We start from the raw sequence: 22,506 nt of genomic DNA on the forward strand, positions 1-22,506 counted from the left end.
ATTTTTTCACACTTTTATTTGCCGTTTTGTAAAACAGCACCACGCAGCCAATCAACGCTAGGGGCATTAGAGGCATTATTTTTTCCTTAGATTTATGCCACGAAGCGCGTTTAGCAGAAGTCCTATTGTCGTGCCATTATGCAAAAATGCCGTTTGAATCGGCGTTAGCTTCCCAAATGTCGCGGCTGCTAAAATCGCACTATTTACCACAACGGTGATTTTGAAATTTTTATTGACTTTGCTTAGGCATTCTAACGCGTATTCTTTGGCGTCTGCGACTGATTCTATGTCATCTTTGAGTAGCACGATGTCTGCGCTTGCTTTTGCAATGTCTGCGCCTTTACACATTCCAATCCCGCTGTGTGCCTTTATAAGCGCGGGGGCGTCATTGATTCCGTCCCCTACAAAGGCGACTTTATGCCCTTCGTTCATTATGGATTCAAGTATTTCTGCCTTTTGTGTGGGCAAAAGTTTGGCATAAAATCTATCGATTCCTAGCTCATTTGCGATTTCACGCGCTTTGTTTTCCTCATCGCCTGTTAGCATTACGATTTGTTTCACGCCATTTTTGCGAAGTCGCTCTATCGCTTTTTTGGCATTTTGGCGAAGCGAATCTTTTAGCAAAATAAGCCCTAGCAACTCCCCATCATAAGCGATAAATAGTGGCGTATGCCCTGAATCTAAAATGCTTTTTATGCGCGATTCGTGTGCGCTCAAATCTATGCCCTCATCGTCCTCTAAAAAGTGGCGATTCCCCATTAGCACCTTTTTGCCATCGATTTGACTTTTTACGCCGTGTGCGACTATGAAAGTTACTTCATCGTGGTAAATGTGATTAAATTCGCGCTCTTTTGCCGCTTTGACAACCGCCTCCGCTACGGGGTGAAAATAATGCTCTTCGATACTAGCTGATAGATTTAAAATGCTCTCTTTGTCCCAGCTTGGCGAAAAACTATGCACTTCCACCACTTCTAATTCGCCTTTGGTAAGTGTGCCTGTTTTGTCAAATACGAAAATTTCGGCTTCGTTTAGTTGCTCTAAACTCTTTGCGCCTTTGATGATGATTCCATTTTTGCCCGCACTTGAAATGGCAGACTTAAACGCCACAGGGGTGGCAAGTTTGAGCGCACAAGAATAATCCGCCTGCAACACACTAGCCACGCGCGTCAAATCGCGGTTAAAAATATATGACATTATCGCCAAACCTAGCGTTATGGGGACTAATTTATCCGCCATTTTGGAGGCGGATAGCTGAATGGCGGATTTTTGAGTGAGCGTTTCTTGGATATAGTTTTTGATTCTAGCAGTGGCAGTTTGGCTACCCACACTCTCTGCCCAAATTTTGATTTTGCCCTCTTGGACAATCGTGCCTGATAGCACTCTATCGCCTCGCGTGCGCCTTATGGGCGTGGCTTCGCCTGTCATTGAGATTTGATTCACCATCGCTTCGCCAGAGATGATATGCCCATCGATTAAAATGCTATCACCTGCGCCCACCACGACAATATCGCCGATTTGCAAATCTTCGCTTTTGGTTAGCACCAAATCGCTTTTGCCATTTATTTGCTTTTCTACCCACGCTTCGCCACCTTGAGGCTTGCTAAGCTCTTGGAGCAAATCATCGCTTTTATACATTGTCATCTCTTCGATATATTCGCCCAAAGTCAGCATAAAATTCGTAGAATTTGCCGTGCGAAAATCTGCGCGATACAGCGAAATCGCCACCGCCATAGCCTCCAAAACGCGCGAAGTAACGCCATCGCTAAATGCCTCGCTCACGCCACTTTTTAGCAGTGGATATGCCGCGATTGTGCTAAATGCGGCTTTTGCCTTTGGCGTTAAAAATGGTTCGCTTATAAGCGCGGTAGCAGAGCGCACGACTTCAGCAGAGCTAGGAATCTCATCGCGCAGAGTGAAAATACTAGCAGTTGAAACCTTGCGCTTTGAAGTGGTCAGCAGATTTGTAAGCACAGCAAAAATCTCGCGTGTAATGTGCGCCAAATCGCCCTCATAAGTTATGATGATATTATGCAAAATATCATTCACGCGCACGGATTTCACGCCATCTATCGCCTCCACAGCCAAACGCAAAGGCATTGCTTGAATCGCCCCGCCTTTATGCAGCGCATACGAAAACCGCGCCCGACTTGCCGTGCTATGCACTAGCTTTAAGTGGAGGGGCGAATCGGTTGATTTTTTTGGCATTGTTATTTTGAATCCACTTCCGCTTTTGCGTCCTCATATCGCTCTTTTAGCTCTTCTATGCCCATCTCAAAAAGGCTTGAAATTTTGGCAAATCCTTTGAAAATCGCCTTTTGCGCGTCTTTATTTGTCAAAATAAAAGTCGCCACCACGCCGATAAACGCGCCTTTTAAGAAATCTGTCTGCGAATTGCCAGAATTAAAAAACGAGCTAATCGCGCTTGTTGTGGTATTTTGCGTGTTTTGATTCGCACTAAAATTATTTTGATTTGCCCCAAAATTTGCATTTTGATTCGCACCAAATCCGCTTTGATTCGCACCTTGATTCGCGCCAAATCCGCTTTGATTCGCGCCAAAATTCGCCCCACAAGTCGCACATTTTTCGCATTTTGCGCCGTTATTGCCGTTATTTATGTATGGATTAGTTTGCAGTGTATCCAAATTTTCATTTTGATTTGCCATTTTTTGCTCCTAATAATTTTTGATTTTCGCCCATTTCGCTTAGTTTGTCAATCGCATACACACCTGCGATTCCAGCCAAAATATACGCACTTGATTCAAGCAACGATTGAAACGCGCCCTTATTGTTGCCAAGCGCATTTGCCACGCCAATCGCGCAACCTGTCGCCACCGCCGCTTGTGCGCTCACCGCAAGTGTATCCCTTAATGCCACACCTTGCGAAATCGCGCCATTTTTATATGCTTTGTAATTCATATATGACGCCACCAAAAGCCCCGCTACGCCACCGCTTACCGCATTTCCCACGACTGAGCGCGGAGTTCCTGTATCTAAAATCATTGTGCATCCACGCTAGGATTTGGCGTATTTTGCGCTAGATTCTGCGGTAGATTCTGCGTTTGGGCGATTATTTGTGTATTTTGTGTGTTTTGCGTATTTTGTGCTTTGCGAGTTCGCTTTACGCCCGTTGCTTTCGCTCTTGTGCGTTTTGGGGCGGTTTTTGCTTCATCGCTTTTTAGATTCGCATTTGCGCTTTTTGCCCTTGTGCGTTTTGGTGCTTGAATCTCTTCGCCTTTAAGATTTTCAAGAGTTGTTTTTGCTCCCGCTTTTAGCGCGTTTGAAACATTTCGCAATTTCTTTTCGCCACTTTTTAGCCCCGCTTTTAAGTCCGTGTTACTTAGCTTTTTTGCAAGTTGCTCTCTGTTGTTATACGCATAAACTGCCCCGCCGCCGATGATTAGTCCTAAAACAAATGGTAATGCCATTTTTTCTCCTTTGATTTTAAAATGTGGCGCGAATTTTAGCATAAAATTTTAAAATCGCAATTTTTGCAAAAATTTCACTAACTCTTCTTGGCTCAAATCGCCCTTTTCTAATTTACTCACAATGCCCTTTGTCTCGGCGTAAAAACGCTCAAAACTATCAAATGCGGTTTTTATCTCAGCAAAAAGCGGACTTTGATTTAGCAACTCTTTTAGCGTGATTTGGGGCGGATTTGCGGGATTTTGATTTGCGGGATTTGGATTTGCGTTTTGATTTTTATTTTCTTTTGGCGATTCGCCTTGAAGTAGCGCAATATGATGATTGTAGCTTAATGCTTGAAGCTGATAGAGAATGTCGATAATTTTTAGATTCACGCGCAACTCTTGCGCCTTTTTGATTAGAAAATCACAGGTTTTCAAATGGTGCGATTCAACGCCTGTTGCCAAAATATTTAGCGATTTTAAATCCACCGCGCCCATTTCATTTTGCAACTCTTCTGCGATATTTTGCGGTAATGCACTTGGGAGCAGAATCTGCGTAGATTCTGCGTTTTCGCTTAAATTTTCGCTAGATTCTGCGTTTAAAAATTCATTAGATTCTGCGCTTAAATTTTCGCTAGATTCTGCGAATATTTCATCTAAAAATGCCCTTTCTTTTTTCGCAATCACGCCAAAAATCGCATTTTTTTCACTAAAAAACTCATAAAATTCAAGCGATTTTATTCGCTCGTTTTTTGCTAAAAATAAAATTTTTGCTTCGGCATTTTGCTTTGTCATCGCGCAGAATCTACCTTTTTTAGCATTTCATTAAAGCATTTTGCAATCTCATCTAAACTCTCTTTTTTTACCCAACTCTCCCACAAATTCGGCGCAAAAAGCGTCTTATCATATTCGATTGTCGCGCTACCAATGAGCGCATTTACCTTAATCTTTCGCACCAAAGGGAGATTCTGCAAAAATGCGATGATAGCACTTTCACTCTCACTCCCGCCTAAAATCTCCCGCAACGGCGTCTCTTTCGCCCATTTTTTAATCGCGGGGATTTTGCTGACATTCACACGAATGCGAATGCGCCCCGGGATATGATGAACAATGCTAAAAAACTCCGCCACCTGCGAAATATCATCATTTGAAATTTGCATTTTTTGCCTTTGAAAAAAAATGCGCGGATTGTAGCATAAAAAATGCGATTTTAAAAATGCAAAAGTCGCCAAAAATAGCGTAATATAAAAATTTATATAACATTTTTTGATTTACGTCAAAAAAAAATTTTTGATTTTTGTTAAGATTCGCGCGTTTTAAGGTAGATTCTGCGAATCTATTTTAAAAATCATCAAAGTGAAGGGAGAAAATATGCAAAGACGAGAGTTTTTAAAGAGTGCGGCGGTTGCTAGTGCAGCAGCCACTGCGGGGATTGCTATCCCAAAAACCCTTGATGCCGCGACAGGCGAAAAGGGCTGGAAATGGGACAAAGCAGCGTGTAGATTTTGCGGGACAGGTTGCGGGATTATGGTGGCTACGAAAGATAAACAAATCGTAGCCGTCAAAGGTGACCCTGAATCGCCCGTGAATCGCGGACTAAATTGTATCAAAGGCTATTTTTGCGCCAAAATTATGTATGGTGCAGATAGAATCACGCAACCACTTTTGCGCGTAAATAGCAAAGGCGAGTTTGACAAAAAGGGCAAATTTCAGCCCGTTTCGTGGAAAAGAGCCTTTGATGAGATGGAAAAGCAATTTAGAAAAACTTACAATGAGCTTGGACCCACAGGCATCGGTATGTTTGGCTCTGGGCAATATACGATTATGGAAGGCTATGCGATTGTAAAGCTAATCAAAGGCGGTTTTAGAAGCAACAATATCGACCCAAATGCAAGGCATTGTATGGCAAGTGCGGTTGTGGCGTTTATGGAGACTTTTGGGATTGATGAGCCCGCTGGTTGCTATGATGACATTGAGCTAACGGATACGATTGTAACTTGGGGCGCAAATATGGCTGAAATGCACCCAGTGCTTTGGAGTCGCGTCTCAAATCGCAAACTTTCAAATCCAAAAGTAAAAGTCATAAATCTATCCACTTATACGAATCGAACTTCGGATTTGGCGGACATTGAGATTATTTTCAAGCCACACACGGATTTAGCGATTTTCAACTATATCGCAAATGAGATTATCAAACGCAACGCTTATGACAAAAAATTCATCGAAGATAACTGCGTATTTGCCACAGGATTCGTGAATCTTGGCTATGGTATGCGAAATAATCCAAACCACCCAAAATTCAAAGACAGCGAAAAAGATACGGTCGCAAAGCAAGTTAGCAAAGTTTTAAGTAAAGATGAAGGCGTAACTCTACAATATTTGGGGCTAAAAGAGGGCGATACGCTAAAAAATGACAACGCCACAAAGGGCGGAAATCATTGGAGTATTAGCTTTGAGGACTTCAAAAAAGCATTGCAACCTTATACGCTTGATTTTGTGGCGAATCTTGCCAAAGGCGACCCGAGTGAGAGTGTAGATTCGTTTAAAGCGAAGCTAAAACAACTTGCGGATTATTACATTGAAAAAAATCGCAAGATTATTAGCTTTTGGACTATGGGTATGAATCAGCATCAACGCGGGACTTGGGTAAATGAACAAGCCTATATGGTGCATTTGTTGCTAGGCAAACAATCATTGCCCGGAAGCGGTGCATTTTCGCTTACAGGACAACCTAGTGCGTGTGGGACAGCGCGTGAAGTAGGGACATTCTGCCACCGCTTACCTGCGGATATGGTTGTGGCAAATCCAAAGCATAGAGAAATCACTGAGAAAATTTGGAAGCTCCCCGCTGGGACGCTAAATGGCAAAGTCGGTGCGCCGTATATGAAAATCTTGCGCGATTTGGAAGATTCGGCGATTAAGTGGATTTGGGTGCATGTAAATAACCCGTGGCACAACTCCGCAAATGCGAATCACTGGATAAATGCAGCGCGAGATTTGGATAATTTTATTGTCGTTAGTGAGCCATATCCGGGCATTTCTGCGAAAGTGGCGGATTTGATTTTGCCAACGGCGATGATTTATGAAAAATGGGGTGCGTATGGTAACGCAGAGCGTAGAACTCAACATTGGCGACAGCAAGTTTTGCCACAGGGTGAAGCGATGAGCGACACTTGGCAATATATGGAGTTTGCGAAACGATTCACACTAAAAGATGTGTGGGGCAAAGATTATCCTGCGTTGGAATTAAAATCCGTGCTAGATTCTGCGAAAGCGATGGGATATAAAGAAACTGACACACTTTATGATGTGCTTTACGCAAATGCGGACGCTAAAAAATTTAGCGTTAATGACAAAATGCTAAAAGGCGTGGATAATACGGAGGTTTTTGGCGATGAACGCAATGTTGTCGGCACTGATGGCAAAGTCTATAAAGGTTGCGGATTCTTTGTCCAAAAATATTTGTGGGAGGAATATCGCAAATTTGGCGTAGGACACGCGCACGATTTGGCTGACTTTGATACTTATCACAAAGTGAGAGGTTTAAGGTGGCCCGTTGTTGATGGCAAAGAAACTTTGTGGCGATTCAACGCAAAATATGACTTTTATGCCAAAAAAGAAGGCAGGGCATTTGCATTCTATGGCAATAAAGGCAAGGCACTGCCAGAGGGCGATTTAAGCAAGCCAAATGCGGATAAAAAAGTCGCCATTGACAACAAAGCAAAAATCTTTTTCCGCCCATATATGGACCCAGCGGAAATGCCAGATAGCAACTATCCATTGTGGCTATGCACAGGGCGCGTTTTGGAGCATTGGCATAGCGGGACAATGACTATGCGTGTGCCTGAACTTTATCGAGCCGTGCCAAATGCGCTTTGTTATATGAATGACGAAGATGTCAAGGCAAAAGGTTTAAAACAAGGCGATACCATTTGGATTGAATCAAGGCGAGGCAAAGTTAAGGCAAGAATCGACACGCGCGGACGAAATCGCCCACCAAAAGGGCTTATTTATGTGCCGTGGTTTGATGAAAATGTATTTATAAATAAAGTTTGTTTGGACGCAACTTGTCCGCTATCAAATGAGACAGACTTTAAAAAATGCGCGGTTAAAATTTACAAAGCATAAATTCGCAGAATCTGGGGATTAGAAATGGATAAAAATAGGCGAAGTCTCTTACTAAAAACGGCGCAAGGGGTTGGAATCTTTGCTTTTAGTGGGCTTGTTTGGAGTAGCTATGTAAGCAAGGCAAAATCCGCGCCTTTGGCTTTGCGCCCACCGGGTGCGAAAGCCGAATCTGAGTTTATAAAGCTATGTATCAAATGTGGCAAATGCACGACATTCTGTCCTTATGATACGCTAAAACTTGCAAAGCCGCAAGATTCGTTGCCTACAGGGACGCCGTATTTTATCCCACGCGAGATTCCTTGCTATATGTGCGAAGATGTGCCTTGTGTGCCTGTGTGTCCTACCGGTGCGCTCGATTCGGCTTTGCTTGGCGAATCTAGCACAGAAAAAATGGATATTCGCAAGGCTAGAATAGGCGTGGCGATTGTCGATGAGAAAAATTGCGTAGCGTATTGGGGGATTCAATGCGATGCGTGTTATCGCGCTTGTCCGCTTATCGATGAGGCAATCAAATTGGAATACAAAAGCAATGAGCGCAGTAGCAAACACGCAATGTTGCTACCTATCGTAGATAGCGATATTTGCACGGGTTGCGGAAAGTGTGAGCGGGCTTGTATTACAGAAAAAGCTGCGATTATGGTGTTGCCTAGAACGCAAGTGCTAGGTAGCATTGGCAATCATTACATAAAAGGCTGGGAGATTGATGATGAAAATCGTGTAGAGCAAACCGCCCCAAAAGCAGTAGATAAAAAGGCAAAAAGCGCGATTGACTACCTAAACAAGGGGGAATTGTAAAATGAAAAAATATCGTTTTTTAATTCTTAGGCGCATTACGCAAATTGCGATTTTGGTGGCGTTTGCGGTGTGTGCGCATTATTCATATCGCTTTTTTCAAGGCAATTTGAGTCAATCCACGATTTTTTGGAGTGTGCCGATGAGCGATTTGCTATCAATCGCGCAGATTTTCTTAGCTGGTGGCATTATCGGCAGTGAAGCTGTGATTGGCTTTGTCATCGTGCTTTTTATTTATGGGGCGATTTTGGGGCGCGGATATTGCGCCTTTGTCTGCCCTATGAATCTAATCACAGATTTGGCGAACTTTTTGCGCCGAATCTTTTCGCAAACTACCGCACCCAAAAAGCTAAATATCGCGAAAAAAGCCAAATACGGCGTTTTGGCGTTGAGTTTGGTTTTGAGTGCGATTTTAGGGACGGCGGCGTTTGATTTGATAAGCCCTATTGCAATGCTTCATCGTGGCATTATCTTTGGTATGGGCTTTGGCGTGTTTGGAATCTTGTGTGTGTTTTTATTTGACTTATTTTTTGTGAAAAACGGCTTTTGTGGGTATATCTGTCCGCTTGGTGCGGCGTATGGATTAGTGGGGAAATTTAGTTTGCTAAAGATTCGCCACGATGCCAAAAAATGCACCAAATGCGATAAGTGCATAGTGATTTGCCCTGAATCGCAAGTGCTGGATTTAATCGGCACAAAAAGTGGGACGATAAATGGCATTGATTGTATAAAGTGCGGTCGTTGCATAGAAGTATGCGATGATGGTGCGATGAAATTTGGGATTTTTGATTTTAATAAAAAAGGAGAGGAAAAATGAGAGAAATAGTGATGAAAGTGCTATCTTTGGTGCTTGGGGTATTTTTGGGAGTTGTTGCGATTGGTTGCGGTGGCAGTGGGATTAGCGATGAAGAGATTGGCTTTCGCTCCGCGCCTATTGATGATGAAAGTGTAACGCTTGGTAATTTTGCCTATAATGCACCCACTGCGGGGGAGAGTCAAATCATTGAGCGCGCATTTGAGAATGCGCCACCGATGATTTCTCACGATGTCGAGGGAATGATGGACATTACAAAGGATATGAATATGTGCGTAACTTGCCACGCGCCAGAGTATGCAAAGGCGATGAAAGCCACACCTGTGCCAGCTTCGCATTTGTTTGATACATTTGGCGGTGATAAAAAGTCGCAAAAAGTCGGCAAAGAAATTGTGGCAAGTCGCTATAATTGCAACCTTTGCCACGCACCTATGACAAATGCTAAACCGCTGATTGGCAATACTTTTAAGCCAGATTTTAGAAGTGAGACAGATAAGACGAAGTCGAATTTGTTGGATGTGCTAAATGAGGGTGCGAAAATAAAATAAATGCGTTTGGCAATTTGTGTCTTTGGTATGCAATTCACACGGCGCAAAACCCCTTGCTTCGTCAATAGACTATTAGTCTTATTTCCTTGCAAGGGGCTTTCACGCCGTGCAAAGCCATACCGCCATTACTTCGATTGTGATTCGCGTTGCGAATCAAAGTGAAAAAAATCTGTCATTGCGAGATTCTGCGTTTTACGCAGAATCGTGGCAATCCAAATTCTCCCCCCTCCCTTGCGGAGGGGGATTAAGGGGGTGGGTTAGATTCTGCGATTCACGCGAAAAACGCAGAATCTCGCAATGATAAAAAAGGCGCACTAGATTCTGCGATTCGCAGAATCTAAACTAATTTTTCGCTAAAATTTTATTTTTTAAAGGACTTGCGATGAAAAGATTCATACTTCTACTAACGCTAATAAGCGCGGTTTTTGGCGATGATTTGACAAAAATGAGCGTGGCACAAGTTTCGCAAAATGCTTTGCCAAAGCTAAATCCATCTCACAAAATCACTGCCAAAGATTGGGTAAATTATATTAGCGTCTATAAAAACAATCTCTATATCTCCACAAATAGCGGTGAAGTAGAGATTTACAATCTAAATTCGCGCAAAAAAGTGGATTCGATTCGTTTGCCAAATATTGTGGATTTGTGGGGCGAATCTAACCCGCCACGCGTTTTTAACACGCACACGATTGATGGCAAAAAGATTTTGATTATAAGCCAAGCCACCGCTGATAAGTCGAATCTGCATATTTTTAGCAATGGCAAATTACAGAGTGTCGATTTGGGCGAACGAAACGGCATTATCAAAAACGCCTTTTTTGTGAGCGATGATGAGGTGGTGCTAGGGCTTCGTAGCTTTGAGGTTGTGCGCTACAATGTCCGCACGAACGCGCTTGTGTGGAGTGTAAAGCCAGATTTTGAGGTTTTCACGGATTTACAAATCTATGATGACAAAGTGCTGTCATCCACAGAGGGCGGGACGATTTATGTTATCGATTTGCAAAGTGGCAAAGTGGAGCGCATTTTAAAGGGTGCGAATTTGGATTACATCTATGCGCTTGGCGTGGCAAAAGGCGTGGCACTTACCGCAGGGCGCGATAAAATTTGCGGTGTTTATAATTTAACAAGTGGCGATTTTAGGCGCGTGGAAACGGAATTTATGGCATATAGCGTGGCGATTAGTCGGGCGCACCCTTTGCGCGGGGCGGTTGGATATAACGAAAATGGCGATATTTTGGTATTTGGCGTAGATTCACTAGATAAAATTGCGCTTCTTTCAGGCGGAAATGCGCCACTAAATCAAGTGCTTTTTAGCGGTAGCAATATGGTTTTGGCGATTTTTGGTGGCAATGAAGTGCTATTTTGGAATCTAAACGCAGAATCTAGCGCAAAATAGGGAGCAAAATATGAATATTTCAAGCATTATCATAAAGGCAAATGATTTGGAGCGCACGGCGGACAATCTGCGCAAAATCGAAGGCGTAGAAGTGGCGTTAATGGAGGGCAACACAATCATTGCCACAATCGAAGCGGAGGATACAAGTGGCGAAATCGCCTTGCTTGAAAAAATCGAAAAGACGCAGGGCGTGATAAGTGCGGCTATGCACTACACTTATTTTGAGGACGATTTGCGCGATGAAATAGCGCAGATGAATAGCACGGAAGCCCCTGAAAAACTAAATGACGATTCGATACCCATAGAGCAAATGCCTTACAGCGGGAGTGTCGAGCGACTCTTAAAAAAAAGTAGAGAAAAATAAATGCAAAATCTTCGCAGAATCGCCATTGTGCGATTAAGTGCGCTAGGCGATGTCGTCATTTCAGCGAGTGTGCTTGGACTTTTGCGCGAGTGCTTGGGCGAAGGCGCGAAAATTGAGTGGTTTGTCGATGAACGATTTAGCGGGATTTTGCGCGATTCGCCTTGCATTGATGTGCTCCACGCACTGCCATTTAAAAAATATCTAAAATCCCCGCTTGGCATTTGCAGAATCTATCGCTATATGCGTAAATGCGGGGAGTTTGACGCCGTGCTTGATATGCAAGGACTGCTAAAATCAGCACTCATTGGGCGAATGCTAAAAAGCAAAAAATTTGTGGGATTTAGTGCTCGTGGATGCCGTGAGCGTGTGGCAAGCGCGCTATATTCGCAGTGCGTGGATATTTGCTATGATGCAAATATTTTGGCGAGAAATTTTGCGCTAATTTTTAGTGCAGTAGTGGGGGATTTAGGCGAGATTCTGCGAAATAAGGACGCAGAGTCGCAAGAAAACGCCATTATGAATTTAGATAAATTCCGCAAAATGCGCCATTTAAAAAGCGATGGATTTGGGATAGATTCGCAGAATCTAGCGGACTTTGGCGATGAATTTTTAATGCACCAAAAACTCGCATTGCAAAATAAAAGTAGCGATTTTTCAAGCAAAGCAAAAAGATTTTTATTTATCATCGAAGCGTCAATCGCGGAAAAAATCTATCCAATCGCCAAATTTATCGCCCTAGCAAAAATGCTAAAAAATCACTTTGAAAACATAAATATTTATGTAGTTTGGAGTGAAAATGAAAGTGGCGCAAATGCCCTTGTTTGCGAACTAAAATCACAAAATATCAACGCCACAAAACTCCCAAAACTTGACTTTAATAACATAAAATTTGTGCTAAAAAATATGGATGTGGTGATTGGCGGGGATACGGGGATTACGCATTTAGGATGGGTGCTTGGCGCAAAAACCATCACACTGCTAGGCAATGCAGGGGAATCTAGTGGCAAAAATATGCGCCACACGCGACTAAAACGCATTTTGCTTGGCAATCCTTATGTTTTAAGCAAAAGCGGGGATTTTGAGATTGGCACGATTGCGCCAAGTGCGATTTTTGCGTGTGTGGCGCGGAATATGGAGTAGATTCTGCGATTTTTTGTGATTTTTTGAGTAGATTCTGCGAAATCGCACTAAAAACGCAGAATCTGCCCCAAAATCTCCGCAAGATTCTGCGATTCGCGCTAAAAACGCAGAATCTAGCGTATTTTAAATTTATATTCTGCGATTTAGTTGCAAAATCTAGCGCAGAATCTTATACAAAATAAATTCATCATTTTTATATATTTCAACAAAATTTTCTTGTTTTGAAAAATCCCCATTATACGCCAAAGCAAAGTCACACCCGCTAAAATCATCGCTTCGATAAACACTTATGCGATTTGTATTTAAATACAGCACACGAGGTTTGAAAAATGCAATCACAGCGTCCTTTGGCGTCCTTTGCTTGATAAAATCATACGCACCCTTCGCATTTTTGCTAAATGCGTCATATTTTTTATAGGCAAAATTATTGTTAATATTTTGCGTGATATAAACGCAATCTTTCAGTGCAAACCACGCAAGAGCTGCACAAAATAGCATTTTATACTTTGGTATATTCTCATATCCCATCGCACTAAAAAACACCATAAATGGCAGCACACAAAACACAAATCTAATCCCTTGTAGCGGAGGCCAAAGGATTAGCATTCCTATGCTTCCAAGCATAAAAAGTGCGATAAAAATCGTTTGCATTGTTGCCTTTTCAAACTGCAATTTTATCCCACGCAAAAATAATGGAATGCCAAAAATCACAAAAATAAACCCCATTTGCGGGACTAAATAATTGTATTTAAAGTCAAACTTTGGCAGGGCAAAAAAATCACCAAAAATAAAAATGTAATAAATAAAATTCCTAACAATGCTTTTTACGCTAATTTGCGATAAAATCTCGATATGCCCGCTCCCACCCACGCCAAGCATAGCATTTGTCATCCACACAATTAGCACAAAAATGATATATGGCAAAATGTGGGGAAAAACGTAAAATAGATTTTTTTGCGCTAGATTCTGCGATTTTGGCATAAAACGCAGAATCTGCCCTTTATAGCGAAGCAAAATGATGATTTGACAAAGCATTAACGCCAATATAATAACAATGCCATTATTTCGCGTCAAATACGCAAATGAAGCAAAAATCCCGCCAAAAATCGCATACTTAAAATTTACTCTATTCTGCCCCCCCCCTATTTGCTATTTTCGCAGAATCTAGCGTAGATTCTGCGAAATTCGCGAGATTCTGCGTTTTGATTTGATTTGCAGAATCTAGCAAACTTCCAAAATAAATCACAGAAATAAAACTAAAAAGCATAAAAGGGATATCGCTTAAAATATTATTATTAAACTCCAAAAAGATAGGATTTAGCGCGAAAAACAGCACTGCGATGGCACTTATTTTAGCACTCATAAATCGTCTGCAAAAATGATAAAAAATCACAATAAAAATCCCATAAAGCACGCAAAATAGCACCTTAAACGCCACCAAATTAAATCCAAAGATTTTATAAATCGGCGCAAGAAGCAAGCTAGTCCCCCACGGATAAATATATGGACCAAACCCACTAGCACTATTTTTTATAATGTAAGTGTTGTTTTGAACCTGCAATGGGATATTTCCATCGACAAGTGCGATACTTTGAGCGATATATTGCGAAAAATCGCCACCCCAATTATGCCCATTATAAAGCATTAGCGCGCTTAAAATAATCGCCACCAAACCTAGTAAATACGGCATTTAATCCACCTTTTTGCAAAAAATCAAAGGCGAAATTATAACATCTTTAAGATTTTTGCGCTATTTTTTGTGCTACAATAGCGACTTTTATTTCAAAAATTAAGGAAAAATGATGAAACGAACCTATCAGCCACACAACAAACCGCGCAAAACCACGCACGGCTTCCGCGCTAGAATGAAAACCAAAAACGGACAGCGAGTGATTCGCGCAAGACGCGCAAAAGGCAGAAAGCGACTTGCAGTTTAGAGCGCAATTTGGCGCAAAATTGGACTTAAAATAAAGGCGAATCGTGCAAATGCTAAAAACTACAAAAGAATTTGATTTTGTGTATAAAAATTCCTATAAATTCCGCGCAGAAACGCTTGATATTTGCGCCTTAAAGCCAAATTTGGTGGCGCAATTTTGCGCGAAATTTGGACGGATTTCTAGTGATTTTGTGGGATTTAGTGTGAGTAAAAAAGTGGGCATTGCGGTGGAGAGGAATCTAATCAAAAGGCGATTACGCGCTATTTGCAGAGAATTTTTTAATAATAGCAATTCGTCTTTGGGTATGCAATTTGCGCCGTTTTCGCATAAAACTTCGCTCGATAAACCATTAGTTCTATCTCGCTTGTTTCACGCAAAAACGGCGCAAAGCCACACCGCAATTCGCAGAATTTGCGAGCGAAGCGAAGCAACCAATACTTCGATTGTGATTCGCGATGCGAATCAAAGTGCAAAAAATCCGTCATTGCGAGGCGAATCGGTAGATTCGCCGAAGCAATCCAAACAAAATTTAGTCGCGCAAAGCGCACCCGAATCTCGCCCGCTTCGTGGTGCAAAAAATCGGATTCAAGGTTGCAGTAGTGCAACCGCCGATTTTTTGCTAGAAGCGGAAAAGCGAGGCTCTCCCCCTAAAAGCGAAAAAGCGGCTGCTTTTTGGGAACACAATTTAAATGAAGTCGGGGGGAGCGGGAGCGGGGTGCAGCCCTTTTTGCGAAAAGATTCAAGTGAATCAAAATGGCAAAATGGCGAATCTAATGCAGATTCATCATTGCAAAATTACGATTCATATAATGCAGATTCGCGTGTTTTGGATGGTTGCTTCACTGCGTTCGCAAATCCTGTGGATTGCTTCGGCGATAAATCGCCTCGCAATGACGAAGTGAGTGCAAATTGCCACGATTTGCAAAACAAATTTCGCGATGGTAAAAATCGCACAAATCTCATCTGTATTTTTATTGCAAAAAATGGGATTTTGCAAATGCCATTTGGTGTGCTAAAAGAGAGCATTTTTGCCACGCTAAAAAGGCAAGTTTTGTTTATGAATCGCAATGCGTATCAAACAAAAAATGCGCTAGATTCTGCGAATTTACCCAAAAATAGGCGAGATTCTACGAATCGAAAAAATATCACATTAGATTCTGCGAACCCGCAAAACACGCGAGATTCTGCGAATTATCGCAAAAATATCGCATTAGATTCTGCGATTTTGTGTCACAAAGCACAAAAGGGCAAAATATGAAAATTTTAGCATTTTACAAACGCTTTGTTTCGCCATTTTTGCCACCGGCGTGTAGATTTTATCCCACCTGCTCGGAGTATGCGGCACTTTGCTTTCGCTTTGACAATCCTGCAATCGCACTCTTTAAGTCGTTTGCGCGGATTTTAAAGTGCAATCAACTTTTTAAAGGTGGCATTGCATATCCAAAAATAAAGGTAGATTTTTCACACTCGATTTTTTGGCAAAGGCAGTGCCACAGGGATAAAATCGCATTTTATTTTGTCCCCTGCGACAAGCAAAAATTTTATATCATCAAATCACTCAAAGGATAAAAATGAATAACAAAACACCCAATACACGCATTTTTACGGCGATAATTTTGTCGCTAATTTTTATCGTCCCGTATATGTATTTTTTCGCGCCACAGACGGAGCTAAATGGCGATGCGAATGCCACGATACAAAGCGTAAATAATATAAATAATGCGCTAGATTCTGCGCCAAATGCGACAGATTCTACGAATACGCCAAATTTTGAAGCGACTTCTGCACCAAGCAATTCAAATGCGCCAAGTGCGCCTGATTCTAAAATCCAAAATGCAAGTGCGCCAAATGCCCCAATTAGCGATGATTTAACAAAAATCATTAGCGTGGTGAAAAGCGATAAAGTCGAATTTCACATTGATGAGTTTGGGCGCATTCACAAGGCACTTTTGAAAGAGCATAAGTTTGCAAATGACGATGGGACGCCACTAAATTTGTTTGATGACAAAAGCATAAAGCCCTTAGAACTGCGCTTTCAAAACAAAGAAGTAAATGCCAAAGCGTTTTCTAGGCCTTACAGCGCGGATACTGCAGAGGTTTCGCTAGATAAAAGCACGGCAAAGCAAATCACGCTCACACAGAATTTAGGCGAAATTACGGGACTTGGCGCAATCACTATCAAAAAAATCCTGCGATTTTATGATGATTTTAGCTATGACATAAAAATCACGCTTAACAAACCGCTAAATTACTATGTGGCAAATGGTTCGCGCCCTGTGGCAGATTCAAGTGCGTATGTGTTTAAAGGCGTGATTGTCAAAAAAAGCGATGAAACACTTGAAAAAATCGAAGAGGGCGATGATATAAAGGGCGAAAATACCGCATTTAGCAACGCGCATTTTATCGCAAGTGCGGATAGATACTACACCACGCTTCTTTTTAACAAAAGCGGAGCGGTAAATGCGATAGTCGATACGGGAAGCGCGGGCAATCATTTATCATACATTTATCTAACGGACAGCGCGGAGTTTAGCGGATATATCGGTCCTAAAAATTACAAGGATTTAAAGGCGATTGCGCCTAGTCTTACCGATGTCGTGGAGTATGGCATCATCACATTTTTTGCAAAACCGCTATTTTTGCTACTTGCGTGGCTTTTTGGCATTTTTGCAAATTGGGGGTGGGCGATTATTGGACTAACGCTAATTGTGCGAATCGTGCTGTATCCGCTCACTTACAAGGGTATGGTGTCAATGCAAAAGCTAAAAGATTTGACGCCCAAAATGAAAGAGATTCAAGAAAAATACAAAGGCGATGCGCAAAAAATGCAACTGCATATTATGGAGCTGTATAAAAAGCACAAAGTCAATCCTATGGGTGGCTGTCTGCCTTTGCTTTTGCAAATCCCTGTGTTTTTTGCGATTTACCGAGTGCTTTACAATGCCGTTGAGCTAAAAGACGCTGCGTGGCTGTTGTGGGTTAAGGATTTGAGTGCGATGGACCCGTATTTTATTTTGCCCATTTTAATGGGTGGCAGTATGTATCTGCAACAAAAGCTCTCCCCCACGACATTTAACGACCCTATGCAAGAAAAAATCTTTAAATTTTTGCCACTTGTTTTCACAATCTTTTTGATTACATTCCCTGCGGGGCTTATGCTTTACTGGACGGTGAATAATATTTTTTCAATATTGCAACAAATGATAATAAATAAAATGATGGCAAAGCGCAAGGCGTTAGAAATTGCCGAGCACAGCGCAGAATCTAGCGTAAAATCCACCGCTGAATCTAGCGCAAAATCCAAAAAAAAGGATAAAAAATGATAAAGGTATCCGCCCCAAGCGTTGAATTAGCATTATTAGAAGCCGGCAAAAAGCTAAACTGCCAATGCGTGGATTTAGAATATGAAATCGTAGAGAAGCCAAGCAAGGGATTTTTAGGCATTGGCAAAAAAGATGCGGTAATCGTGGCAAGTGTGAAAGCGAAATCATCGCAGGGCGCAAAAACTCGCCCATTTTCGCAGAATCTAAACGCAAAATCTCGCTCAAATTCGCAGAATCTAAGAGATTCTTCATCCTCCAATTTTTGTCATATTGAGCGTAGCGAAATATCTCAAAAAAATAAAAGAGATTTTTCGCCTACTTCGCATTCTCACAATGACAATATAGATTTTACGCCCGATTCTGCGAATTTCTCGACAGATTCTACAAACGCCCTAGATTCTACAAATTTCGCGCCCGATTCTGCGTCAAATATATCAGATTCTGCAAATGCCCTAGATTCTGCGCTAATTTCGCAAATCAAAGATGAGATAAATGAGCTTTTTTCACATCTACCGCTTGATATCGATGAGATTCAAGTCACCGCGCTAAATAAAAACACAATCTTTGTTTTTTTCGGTGGGCGGGACGCTGCATTGCTTATTGGCGAGCGAGGCTACCGCTACAAGGCGATTTCTTACCTTTTGCATAATTGGATAAGCAATAAATACGACTTTGGCGTGCGCTTGGAGATTGAGCATTTTTTGGTGGAGCAAGAGGCGAAAATGGCAAATTATCTTGCGCCAATTATTGAAGATTTGCGCTATTCAAATGAGAGCTTTACCACCAAAACATTTGATGGGATTCTTGCCTACATCGCGCTAAAAGAGCTTCGAAGCAAATTGCGAAATAAAAGCATTACGCTCCACACAAACGAGTATGGCGAAAACTACATCATCATCACTTGACACGATAGTCGCAATCTCCACTGCAATCGGCGTTAGCGCGATTGGCATTGTGCGAATAAGCGGAGCAGACGCGCTAAAAATAGCAAAGCAAATCACAAAATCGCCCGAAATCGCCCCACGATACGCGCATTTGAAATATCTCTACGATGAAAATGGCGCAGTTATTGAGCGGGGCATTGTGATTTATTTCAAAGCCCCGCACAGCTTTAATGGCGAAGATATTGTGGAGTTTCAATGCCACGGCGGAATCGTATTGCAAAAAAAGATTGTGGCACTTTGCAAACACTTTGGCGCAAGGGAGGCGCGAAGTGGCGAATTTAGCAAAATCGCGCTTCTAAATGGCAAAATGGACTTATCGCAGTTAGAAAATGTCGCAAACCTAATCGCCACGCAAAATGAGAGCGCGTTAAATCTCATCGCACAAAATCTAAAAGGCGATTTGCAAAACGCAATCGATGATTTTAGGGAGCAATTACTTGGCATTTTAGCCCAAAGCGAAGCGTTAATCGACTATGCCGAAGATGAGATTCCACAAGATTTGGGCGCGAATTTAGGCGCAGTTGAATCCAAACTCATCGCGATTCACGCGCACTCCAAATCAATGCAGCATATTATAAACGGGCACAAACTTGCAATCATCGGCAAACCAAATGTCGGCAAAAGCTCCATTTTAAACGCACTCACTTTAAAAAATCGCGCCATTGTTAGCGAAGTTGCGGGCACTACGAGAGATAGCATTGAGGCGCAAATCACTATCGAAAATCAAATCGTAACGATAATCGACACAGCCGGGATTCGCGCTAGTAGCGAGGAAATCGAAGCATTAGGCATTGCAAAAAGCAAAGAAATCGCAAGAGAGGCAAGTATCATTTTGGCGGTATTTGATGGAAGCAAAGATTTTGATGATAGGGAAATATTGCAGATTTTGGGCGAAAATGTGGGAAAAATCATCATTGTAGCGATTAACAAAAGCGATTTGGAGAGACGGCTTAATATGTCGCATTTTAGCGCGTATCAGCCCATTTTCGTTAGCACAAAAAATGATAGCGTTTTTGAGATTCGCAAATCGATTGCAAAGGTGATTTCGCTAAAACCACAAAATGATGAAAGCGTGATTTTAGGCACGGCGCGTCAGTTGGAATGCGTGGAAGGTGCGATAAATGCTTTGCAATCAGCGCGTGAGAATTTGGGCGATTTTGAGATTTTTTCGCTCCACATAAATTGCGCGATTAAATCGCTTCAATCTATCACAAAGCCCTATAATTACGATGAAATGTTGGATAAAATGTTTGGCAATTTTTGCTTGGGGAAATAAATGCCATTAGCAAATCGGGGGGGGGGAATTACATAAAAATGCGCTAGATTCTGCGAATTTTGTGCGAGATTCTGCGAATTTCGTGCGAGATTCTGCGAATTGCTATTCACTTTGTCATTTTGAGCGAAGCGAAAAATCTCAAAAAAACAGAGATTCTTCGCTTTGTGCTTTGCCTCCGCGCGAGAATGACAAAAATATATCCCAAAATGACAAAAATCACAAAATTTTCGCACTTTCCTTTGCCGTGATTTTTGGCGCAAACTGCTTGTGTTTTGCCCTAATTCTTATTTTGCTTTATCTTTATGACCCACTGCAAATGTTTCACAGACCCATTTTTCGCGCGCATACCTTTCATAGCGACATTCGTCTGCAAGCAAGGGGCATAATTGAATTTGCGGAGTTTGATAGCATTATTTTGGGAAGTTCTATGTTAGAAAATACCCCACTTAGCGAGGCGGAGGCGATACTTGGCGGAAAGTGGGTAAATTTAAGCATTCAAGGAAGCGATTTTGCGGAGCGAAAAATTGTGCTAGATTCTGCGATGAAGCGCAAAAAAATTAGGCAGATTATACTTTCGCTTGATATCTACACTCTGCTAAATGGCGATATTGAGGGGCAAAATCGCCTAGATTCTGCGAATTATAAACGCAGAATCTCCAAATATTTGAATATGAAATCCATAAAATGCGCGATTTTTTGGAGTAAAAGTGCCGAATGTGTGGGCGATAAAAAGGATTTAGAGACGCTAACAAGTGACATTTATCGCTCAAATAAAGCGCATTTTGGCGGGATTTCGCGGTGGGGAGAGTGGCAGAAAAATACCGCTAAAACCGCAATTAGGCAATATCTAAAAAATGACTTTCATCCGCAAAGCACGCAAAAAACGCGACTAAATTTTGAAGCACAAAAAATCTATTTGCAAAAAAATATTTTGCAAACCATTCGCGCAAATCCGCAGAGTGAATTTCATCTCATTTTCCCGCCCTATCCGCGCATTTTTTACGCACTTTTTCCAATGCAGGAAATGTATCACAAAGGGCGAAATGGAAATGAAATTTTCGCAGAATCTGCGGAGATTCTGCGATATTTGGTGGGCGAAGTGGCGAATCTTAAAAATGCGAAAATTTATGGATTTGATGATTTGAAATACGCCGATAATCTCGCAAACTACTGCGATTGGGCGCATTATAATGTGGATATGAACTTAGCGCAAATTCGTGCGATTGCGGATAAATCGCACATTTTGACACCGCAAAATATCGATGATTATTTAAATGCACTTGCAAAGCATATCAAAAATTACGATACTGCGCCATTTCTCGCGGAACTTGGGGTGTGAAAATGGGATTTTGGGGCAATAATCGCAAATAATCCGTCATTGCGAGGCAGTTTGAGCGAAGCAAAAACAAGCAATCCATTTTAGATTCTGCGAATCGCAGAATCTAATGCCAAAATTTAAAGCAGATTCTGCGAAATATAAGATTCTGCGAATTTCGCAGAATCTAAACTGCAAAATTATGAAAATCCCTTGCATATTTAAGTTTTTTTATTTTACAATCGCAAGTTTAATTTTAAAGGACAAAAATGACACATTCAACATTCGCGCACCCGTATTTTGGGGCATTTATGCTATTTGTGATTACGATTGCGGCATTTAGTGCTACGCTTTGGATTCAGCGGTATTTGAGTAATAAACTCGCTTCAAAATCCCGCGAGAAGCTAAAAGTAAGCACCTATGAATGCGGAGTCATCGCAAACCGCCAGCAAAACCGCATATCCACGCATTATTATTTAATCGCTTTGCTTTTCATACTTTTTGATGTAGAAATCATTTTTATGTTTCCGTGGGCGGTGAATTTCAAGGCACTAGGGCTTTTTGGATTTGTTGAGATGATTTTATTTATCGCGCTTTTAACGCTTGGATTTATTTATGCGTGGAGAAAGGGGGCATTACTATGGCAGAGTCTCAAATAACGCTAACTAGCGTGGATAAACTGATAAATTGGGCGACTACAAACTCGCTTTGGGCGATGACTTATGGGCTTGCGTGCTGTGCGATTGAGATGATGGCGACAGGCGCATCTCGCTATGATACCGATAGATTTGGCATTATTTTTCGCGCGTCTCCGCGCCAAAGCGATGTGATGATTGTCGCAGGGACGGTTACCAAAAAGCACGCCGAATTTGTGCGCCGTTTATATGACCAAATGCCTGAGCCAAAATGGGTGATTTCGATGGGCAGCTGCGCAAATACAGGCGGTATGTTTAATACCTATGCCACTGTGCAGGGCGTTGATAGGATTATCCCGGTGGATATTTATTTACCCGGCTGTGCTCCGCGCCCTGAGACTTTGCAATACGCGCTAATGATTTTACAGCAAAAGATTCGCGCTACAAAAGCGGTGAAAACCCCGCAAAAAAAGCGAATGATTTAATTTCA

At 41.9% G+C, this 22,506-nt stretch carries 27 protein-coding genes; 18 read left to right on the plus strand and 9 right to left on the minus strand.

Translation table 11 applies throughout. The features are described 5' to 3' along the window. Positions 1-75: 75 nt before the first annotated feature. The 6 genes from ACWIUE_RS02175 to ACWIUE_RS02200 are packed head-to-tail and all read right to left on the minus strand — an operon-like array spanning position 76 to position 4,564. Complete coding sequence (locus ACWIUE_RS02175; protein ID WP_454134434.1) at positions 76-2,205, minus strand: heavy metal translocating P-type ATPase; 2,130 nt, start codon at positions 2,203-2,205, stop codon at positions 76-78. A gap of 2 nt (positions 2,206-2,207) precedes the next feature. Further along, positions 2,208-2,663, minus strand: a complete 456-nt coding sequence (locus ACWIUE_RS02180) for a YtxH domain-containing protein (RefSeq protein ID WP_454134436.1) — start codon at positions 2,661-2,663, stop codon at positions 2,208-2,210. Next, positions 2,647-3,000, minus strand: coding sequence for a hypothetical protein (locus tag ACWIUE_RS02185; protein ID WP_454134438.1), 354 nt, complete (start codon positions 2,998-3,000; stop codon positions 2,647-2,649). Before ACWIUE_RS02185 ends, ACWIUE_RS02180 begins: the two co-directional genes overlap by 17 nt. Then, positions 2,997-3,425 (minus strand): hypothetical protein, encoded by a 429-nt coding sequence (locus ACWIUE_RS02190; RefSeq protein ID WP_454134440.1) that lies wholly within the window; start codon positions 3,423-3,425, stop codon positions 2,997-2,999. Before ACWIUE_RS02190 ends, ACWIUE_RS02185 begins: the two co-directional genes overlap by 4 nt. A gap of 48 nt (positions 3,426-3,473) precedes the next feature. Continuing rightward, positions 3,474-4,199, minus strand: a complete 726-nt coding sequence (locus ACWIUE_RS02195; RefSeq protein WP_454134442.1) for a hypothetical protein — start codon at positions 4,197-4,199, stop codon at positions 3,474-3,476. Next, positions 4,196-4,564, minus strand: coding sequence for a hypothetical protein (locus ACWIUE_RS02200; RefSeq protein WP_454134443.1), 369 nt, complete (start codon positions 4,562-4,564; stop codon positions 4,196-4,198). The genes ACWIUE_RS02195 and ACWIUE_RS02200 overlap by 4 nt, the downstream gene beginning before the upstream one ends. Positions 4,565-4,775: 211 nt before the next feature. On the opposite strand from ACWIUE_RS02200, the gene napA reads away from it, so the two are divergent. The 9 genes from napA to ACWIUE_RS02245 all read left to right on the plus strand — a co-directional run bounded on the left by napA (position 4,776) and on the right by ACWIUE_RS02245 (position 12,768). Further along, complete coding sequence (gene napA / locus ACWIUE_RS02205) at positions 4,776-7,532, plus strand: nitrate reductase catalytic subunit NapA (RefSeq protein WP_454134445.1); 2,757 nt, start codon at positions 4,776-4,778, stop codon at positions 7,530-7,532. A 24-nt stretch (positions 7,533-7,556) separates the two neighbouring features. After that, positions 7,557-8,327: a ferredoxin-type protein NapG gene (gene napG, locus ACWIUE_RS02210; RefSeq protein ID WP_454134447.1), complete on the plus strand. Its 771-nt coding sequence runs from the start codon at positions 7,557-7,559 to the stop codon at positions 8,325-8,327. A gap of 1 nt (position 8,328) precedes the next feature. After that, positions 8,329-9,141 carry a quinol dehydrogenase ferredoxin subunit NapH gene (gene napH / locus ACWIUE_RS02215; protein WP_454134449.1) on the plus strand — a complete coding sequence of 271 codons (813 nt, stop codon included), beginning with the start codon at positions 8,329-8,331 and terminating at the stop codon, positions 9,139-9,141. Next, positions 9,138-9,686 (plus strand): nitrate reductase cytochrome c-type subunit, encoded by a 549-nt coding sequence (locus ACWIUE_RS02220; protein WP_454134451.1) that lies wholly within the window; start codon positions 9,138-9,140, stop codon positions 9,684-9,686. Before napH ends, ACWIUE_RS02220 begins: the two co-directional genes overlap by 4 nt. A 106-nt stretch (positions 9,687-9,792) precedes the next feature. Further along, the gene (locus tag ACWIUE_RS02225; protein WP_454134453.1) at positions 9,793-9,987 is read left to right on the plus strand and encodes a hypothetical protein; all 195 of its coding nucleotides are present in this window, start codon (positions 9,793-9,795) and stop codon (positions 9,985-9,987) included. Between the two features lie 81 nt (positions 9,988-10,068). Further along, complete coding sequence (locus ACWIUE_RS02230; protein WP_454134455.1) at positions 10,069-11,082, plus strand: hypothetical protein; 1,014 nt, start codon at positions 10,069-10,071, stop codon at positions 11,080-11,082. A gap of 10 nt (positions 11,083-11,092) precedes the next feature. Continuing rightward, a complete protein-coding gene (locus ACWIUE_RS02235; protein WP_454134457.1) occupies positions 11,093-11,446 on the plus strand; it encodes a chaperone NapD in 354 nt (117 codons plus the stop codon). Next, entirely contained in the window at positions 11,447-12,586 is a 1,140-nt protein-coding gene (gene waaC / locus ACWIUE_RS02240) for a lipopolysaccharide heptosyltransferase I (RefSeq protein ID WP_454134459.1), read from the plus strand. After that, on the plus strand, positions 12,562-12,768 hold the full coding sequence (locus ACWIUE_RS02245) for a hypothetical protein (RefSeq protein ID WP_454134461.1): 207 nt from the start codon (positions 12,562-12,564) through the stop codon (positions 12,766-12,768). Before waaC ends, ACWIUE_RS02245 begins: the two co-directional genes overlap by 25 nt. Here the strand turns inward: ACWIUE_RS02245 and ACWIUE_RS02250 are convergent. Continuing rightward, positions 12,743-13,630: a hypothetical protein gene (locus ACWIUE_RS02250; protein ID WP_454134463.1), complete on the minus strand. Its 888-nt coding sequence runs from the start codon at positions 13,628-13,630 to the stop codon at positions 12,743-12,745. The two genes, ACWIUE_RS02245 and ACWIUE_RS02250, sit on opposite strands and share 26 nt — an antisense overlap. 82 nt (positions 13,631-13,712) lie before the next feature. After that, positions 13,713-14,276 (minus strand): glycosyltransferase family 39 protein, encoded by a 564-nt coding sequence (locus tag ACWIUE_RS02255; protein ID WP_454134465.1) that lies wholly within the window; start codon positions 14,274-14,276, stop codon positions 13,713-13,715. A gap of 112 nt (positions 14,277-14,388) precedes the next feature. On the opposite strand from ACWIUE_RS02255, the gene rpmH reads away from it, so the two are divergent. The 7 genes from rpmH to ACWIUE_RS02290 all read left to right on the plus strand — a co-directional run bounded on the left by rpmH (position 14,389) and on the right by ACWIUE_RS02290 (position 21,405). Then, on the plus strand, positions 14,389-14,523 hold the full coding sequence (gene rpmH, locus ACWIUE_RS02260; protein WP_454134467.1) for a 50S ribosomal protein L34: 135 nt from the start codon (positions 14,389-14,391) through the stop codon (positions 14,521-14,523). A 49-nt stretch (positions 14,524-14,572) separates the two neighbouring features. Further along, positions 14,573-15,781: a ribonuclease P protein component gene (gene rnpA, locus ACWIUE_RS02265; RefSeq protein ID WP_454134542.1), complete on the plus strand. Its 1,209-nt coding sequence runs from the start codon at positions 14,573-14,575 to the stop codon at positions 15,779-15,781. Next, a complete protein-coding gene (gene yidD, locus ACWIUE_RS02270; RefSeq protein ID WP_454134469.1) occupies positions 15,778-16,092 on the plus strand; it encodes a membrane protein insertion efficiency factor YidD in 315 nt (104 codons plus the stop codon). The genes rnpA and yidD overlap by 4 nt, the downstream gene beginning before the upstream one ends. A 2-nt stretch (positions 16,093-16,094) precedes the next feature. After that, positions 16,095-17,846, plus strand: coding sequence for a membrane protein insertase YidC (gene yidC / locus ACWIUE_RS02275; protein WP_454134471.1), 1,752 nt, complete (start codon positions 16,095-16,097; stop codon positions 17,844-17,846). Beyond that, positions 17,843-18,751, plus strand: coding sequence for a Jag N-terminal domain-containing protein (locus ACWIUE_RS02280; RefSeq protein ID WP_454134472.1), 909 nt, complete (start codon positions 17,843-17,845; stop codon positions 18,749-18,751). Before yidC ends, ACWIUE_RS02280 begins: the two co-directional genes overlap by 4 nt. Then, positions 18,723-20,066: a tRNA uridine-5-carboxymethylaminomethyl(34) synthesis GTPase MnmE gene (gene mnmE / locus ACWIUE_RS02285; RefSeq protein ID WP_454134474.1), complete on the plus strand. Its 1,344-nt coding sequence runs from the start codon at positions 18,723-18,725 to the stop codon at positions 20,064-20,066. The genes ACWIUE_RS02280 and mnmE overlap by 29 nt, the downstream gene beginning before the upstream one ends. A 61-nt stretch (positions 20,067-20,127) precedes the next feature. Further along, the gene (locus ACWIUE_RS02290) at positions 20,128-21,405 is read left to right on the plus strand and encodes a hypothetical protein (protein ID WP_454134475.1); all 1,278 of its coding nucleotides are present in this window, start codon (positions 20,128-20,130) and stop codon (positions 21,403-21,405) included. A 36-nt stretch (positions 21,406-21,441) separates the two neighbouring features. Here ACWIUE_RS02290 and ACWIUE_RS02295 read toward each other — a convergent pair whose 3' ends face one another. Further along, positions 21,442-21,600, minus strand: coding sequence for a hypothetical protein (locus ACWIUE_RS02295; RefSeq protein ID WP_454134477.1), 159 nt, complete (start codon positions 21,598-21,600; stop codon positions 21,442-21,444). Positions 21,601-21,650: 50 nt separating this feature from the next. On the opposite strand from ACWIUE_RS02295, the gene ACWIUE_RS02300 reads away from it, so the two are divergent. Then, positions 21,651-22,040, plus strand: coding sequence for an NAD(P)H-quinone oxidoreductase subunit 3 (locus tag ACWIUE_RS02300; protein ID WP_454134479.1), 390 nt, complete (start codon positions 21,651-21,653; stop codon positions 22,038-22,040). Continuing rightward, positions 22,022-22,501, plus strand: a complete 480-nt coding sequence (locus ACWIUE_RS02305) for a NuoB/complex I 20 kDa subunit family protein (protein ID WP_454134481.1) — start codon at positions 22,022-22,024, stop codon at positions 22,499-22,501. Before ACWIUE_RS02300 ends, ACWIUE_RS02305 begins: the two co-directional genes overlap by 19 nt. Positions 22,502-22,506: the final 5 nt, after the last annotated feature.

It is taken from the genome of Helicobacter sp. 23-1045 (assembly GCF_053654655.1).

What these genes read in the sequence shown, in the direction of transcription:
- ACWIUE_RS02175 (WP_454134434.1), bottom strand. Translation starts at nt 2,205, where the DNA reads ATGCCAAAAAAATCAACCGATTCGCCCCTCCACTTAAAGCTAGTGCAT.
- ACWIUE_RS02180 (WP_454134436.1), bottom strand. Translation starts at nt 2,663, where the DNA reads ATGGCAAATCAAAATGAAAATTTGGATACACTGCAAACTAATCCATAC.
- ACWIUE_RS02185 (WP_454134438.1), bottom strand. Translation starts at nt 3,000, where the DNA reads ATGATTTTAGATACAGGAACTCCGCGCTCAGTCGTGGGAAATGCGGTA.
- ACWIUE_RS02190 (WP_454134440.1), bottom strand. Translation starts at nt 3,425, where the DNA reads ATGGCATTACCATTTGTTTTAGGACTAATCATCGGCGGCGGGGCAGTT.
- ACWIUE_RS02195 (WP_454134442.1), bottom strand. Translation starts at nt 4,199, where the DNA reads ATGACAAAGCAAAATGCCGAAGCAAAAATTTTATTTTTAGCAAAAAAC.
- ACWIUE_RS02200 (WP_454134443.1), bottom strand. Translation starts at nt 4,564, where the DNA reads ATGCAAATTTCAAATGATGATATTTCGCAGGTGGCGGAGTTTTTTAGC.
- napA (WP_454134445.1), top strand. Translation starts at nt 4,776, where the DNA reads ATGCAAAGACGAGAGTTTTTAAAGAGTGCGGCGGTTGCTAGTGCAGCA.
- napG (WP_454134447.1), top strand. Translation starts at nt 7,557, where the DNA reads ATGGATAAAAATAGGCGAAGTCTCTTACTAAAAACGGCGCAAGGGGTT.
- napH (WP_454134449.1), top strand. Translation starts at nt 8,329, where the DNA reads ATGAAAAAATATCGTTTTTTAATTCTTAGGCGCATTACGCAAATTGCG.
- ACWIUE_RS02220 (WP_454134451.1), top strand. Translation starts at nt 9,138, where the DNA reads ATGAGAGAAATAGTGATGAAAGTGCTATCTTTGGTGCTTGGGGTATTT.
- ACWIUE_RS02230 (WP_454134455.1), top strand. Translation starts at nt 10,069, where the DNA reads ATGAAAAGATTCATACTTCTACTAACGCTAATAAGCGCGGTTTTTGGC.
- ACWIUE_RS02235 (WP_454134457.1), top strand. Translation starts at nt 11,093, where the DNA reads ATGAATATTTCAAGCATTATCATAAAGGCAAATGATTTGGAGCGCACG.
- waaC (WP_454134459.1), top strand. Translation starts at nt 11,447, where the DNA reads ATGCAAAATCTTCGCAGAATCGCCATTGTGCGATTAAGTGCGCTAGGC.
- ACWIUE_RS02255 (WP_454134465.1), bottom strand. Translation starts at nt 14,276, where the DNA reads ATGCCGTATTTACTAGGTTTGGTGGCGATTATTTTAAGCGCGCTAATG.
- rpmH (WP_454134467.1), top strand. Translation starts at nt 14,389, where the DNA reads ATGAAACGAACCTATCAGCCACACAACAAACCGCGCAAAACCACGCAC.
- rnpA (WP_454134542.1), top strand. Translation starts at nt 14,573, where the DNA reads ATGCTAAAAACTACAAAAGAATTTGATTTTGTGTATAAAAATTCCTAT.
- yidD (WP_454134469.1), top strand. Translation starts at nt 15,778, where the DNA reads ATGAAAATTTTAGCATTTTACAAACGCTTTGTTTCGCCATTTTTGCCA.
- yidC (WP_454134471.1), top strand. Translation starts at nt 16,095, where the DNA reads ATGAATAACAAAACACCCAATACACGCATTTTTACGGCGATAATTTTG.
- ACWIUE_RS02280 (WP_454134472.1), top strand. Translation starts at nt 17,843, where the DNA reads ATGATAAAGGTATCCGCCCCAAGCGTTGAATTAGCATTATTAGAAGCC.
- mnmE (WP_454134474.1), top strand. Translation starts at nt 18,723, where the DNA reads ATGGCGAAAACTACATCATCATCACTTGACACGATAGTCGCAATCTCC.
- ACWIUE_RS02295 (WP_454134477.1), bottom strand. Translation starts at nt 21,600, where the DNA reads ATGCAAGGGATTTTCATAATTTTGCAGTTTAGATTCTGCGAAATTCGC.
- ACWIUE_RS02300 (WP_454134479.1), top strand. Translation starts at nt 21,651, where the DNA reads ATGACACATTCAACATTCGCGCACCCGTATTTTGGGGCATTTATGCTA.
- ACWIUE_RS02305 (WP_454134481.1), top strand. Translation starts at nt 22,022, where the DNA reads ATGGCAGAGTCTCAAATAACGCTAACTAGCGTGGATAAACTGATAAAT.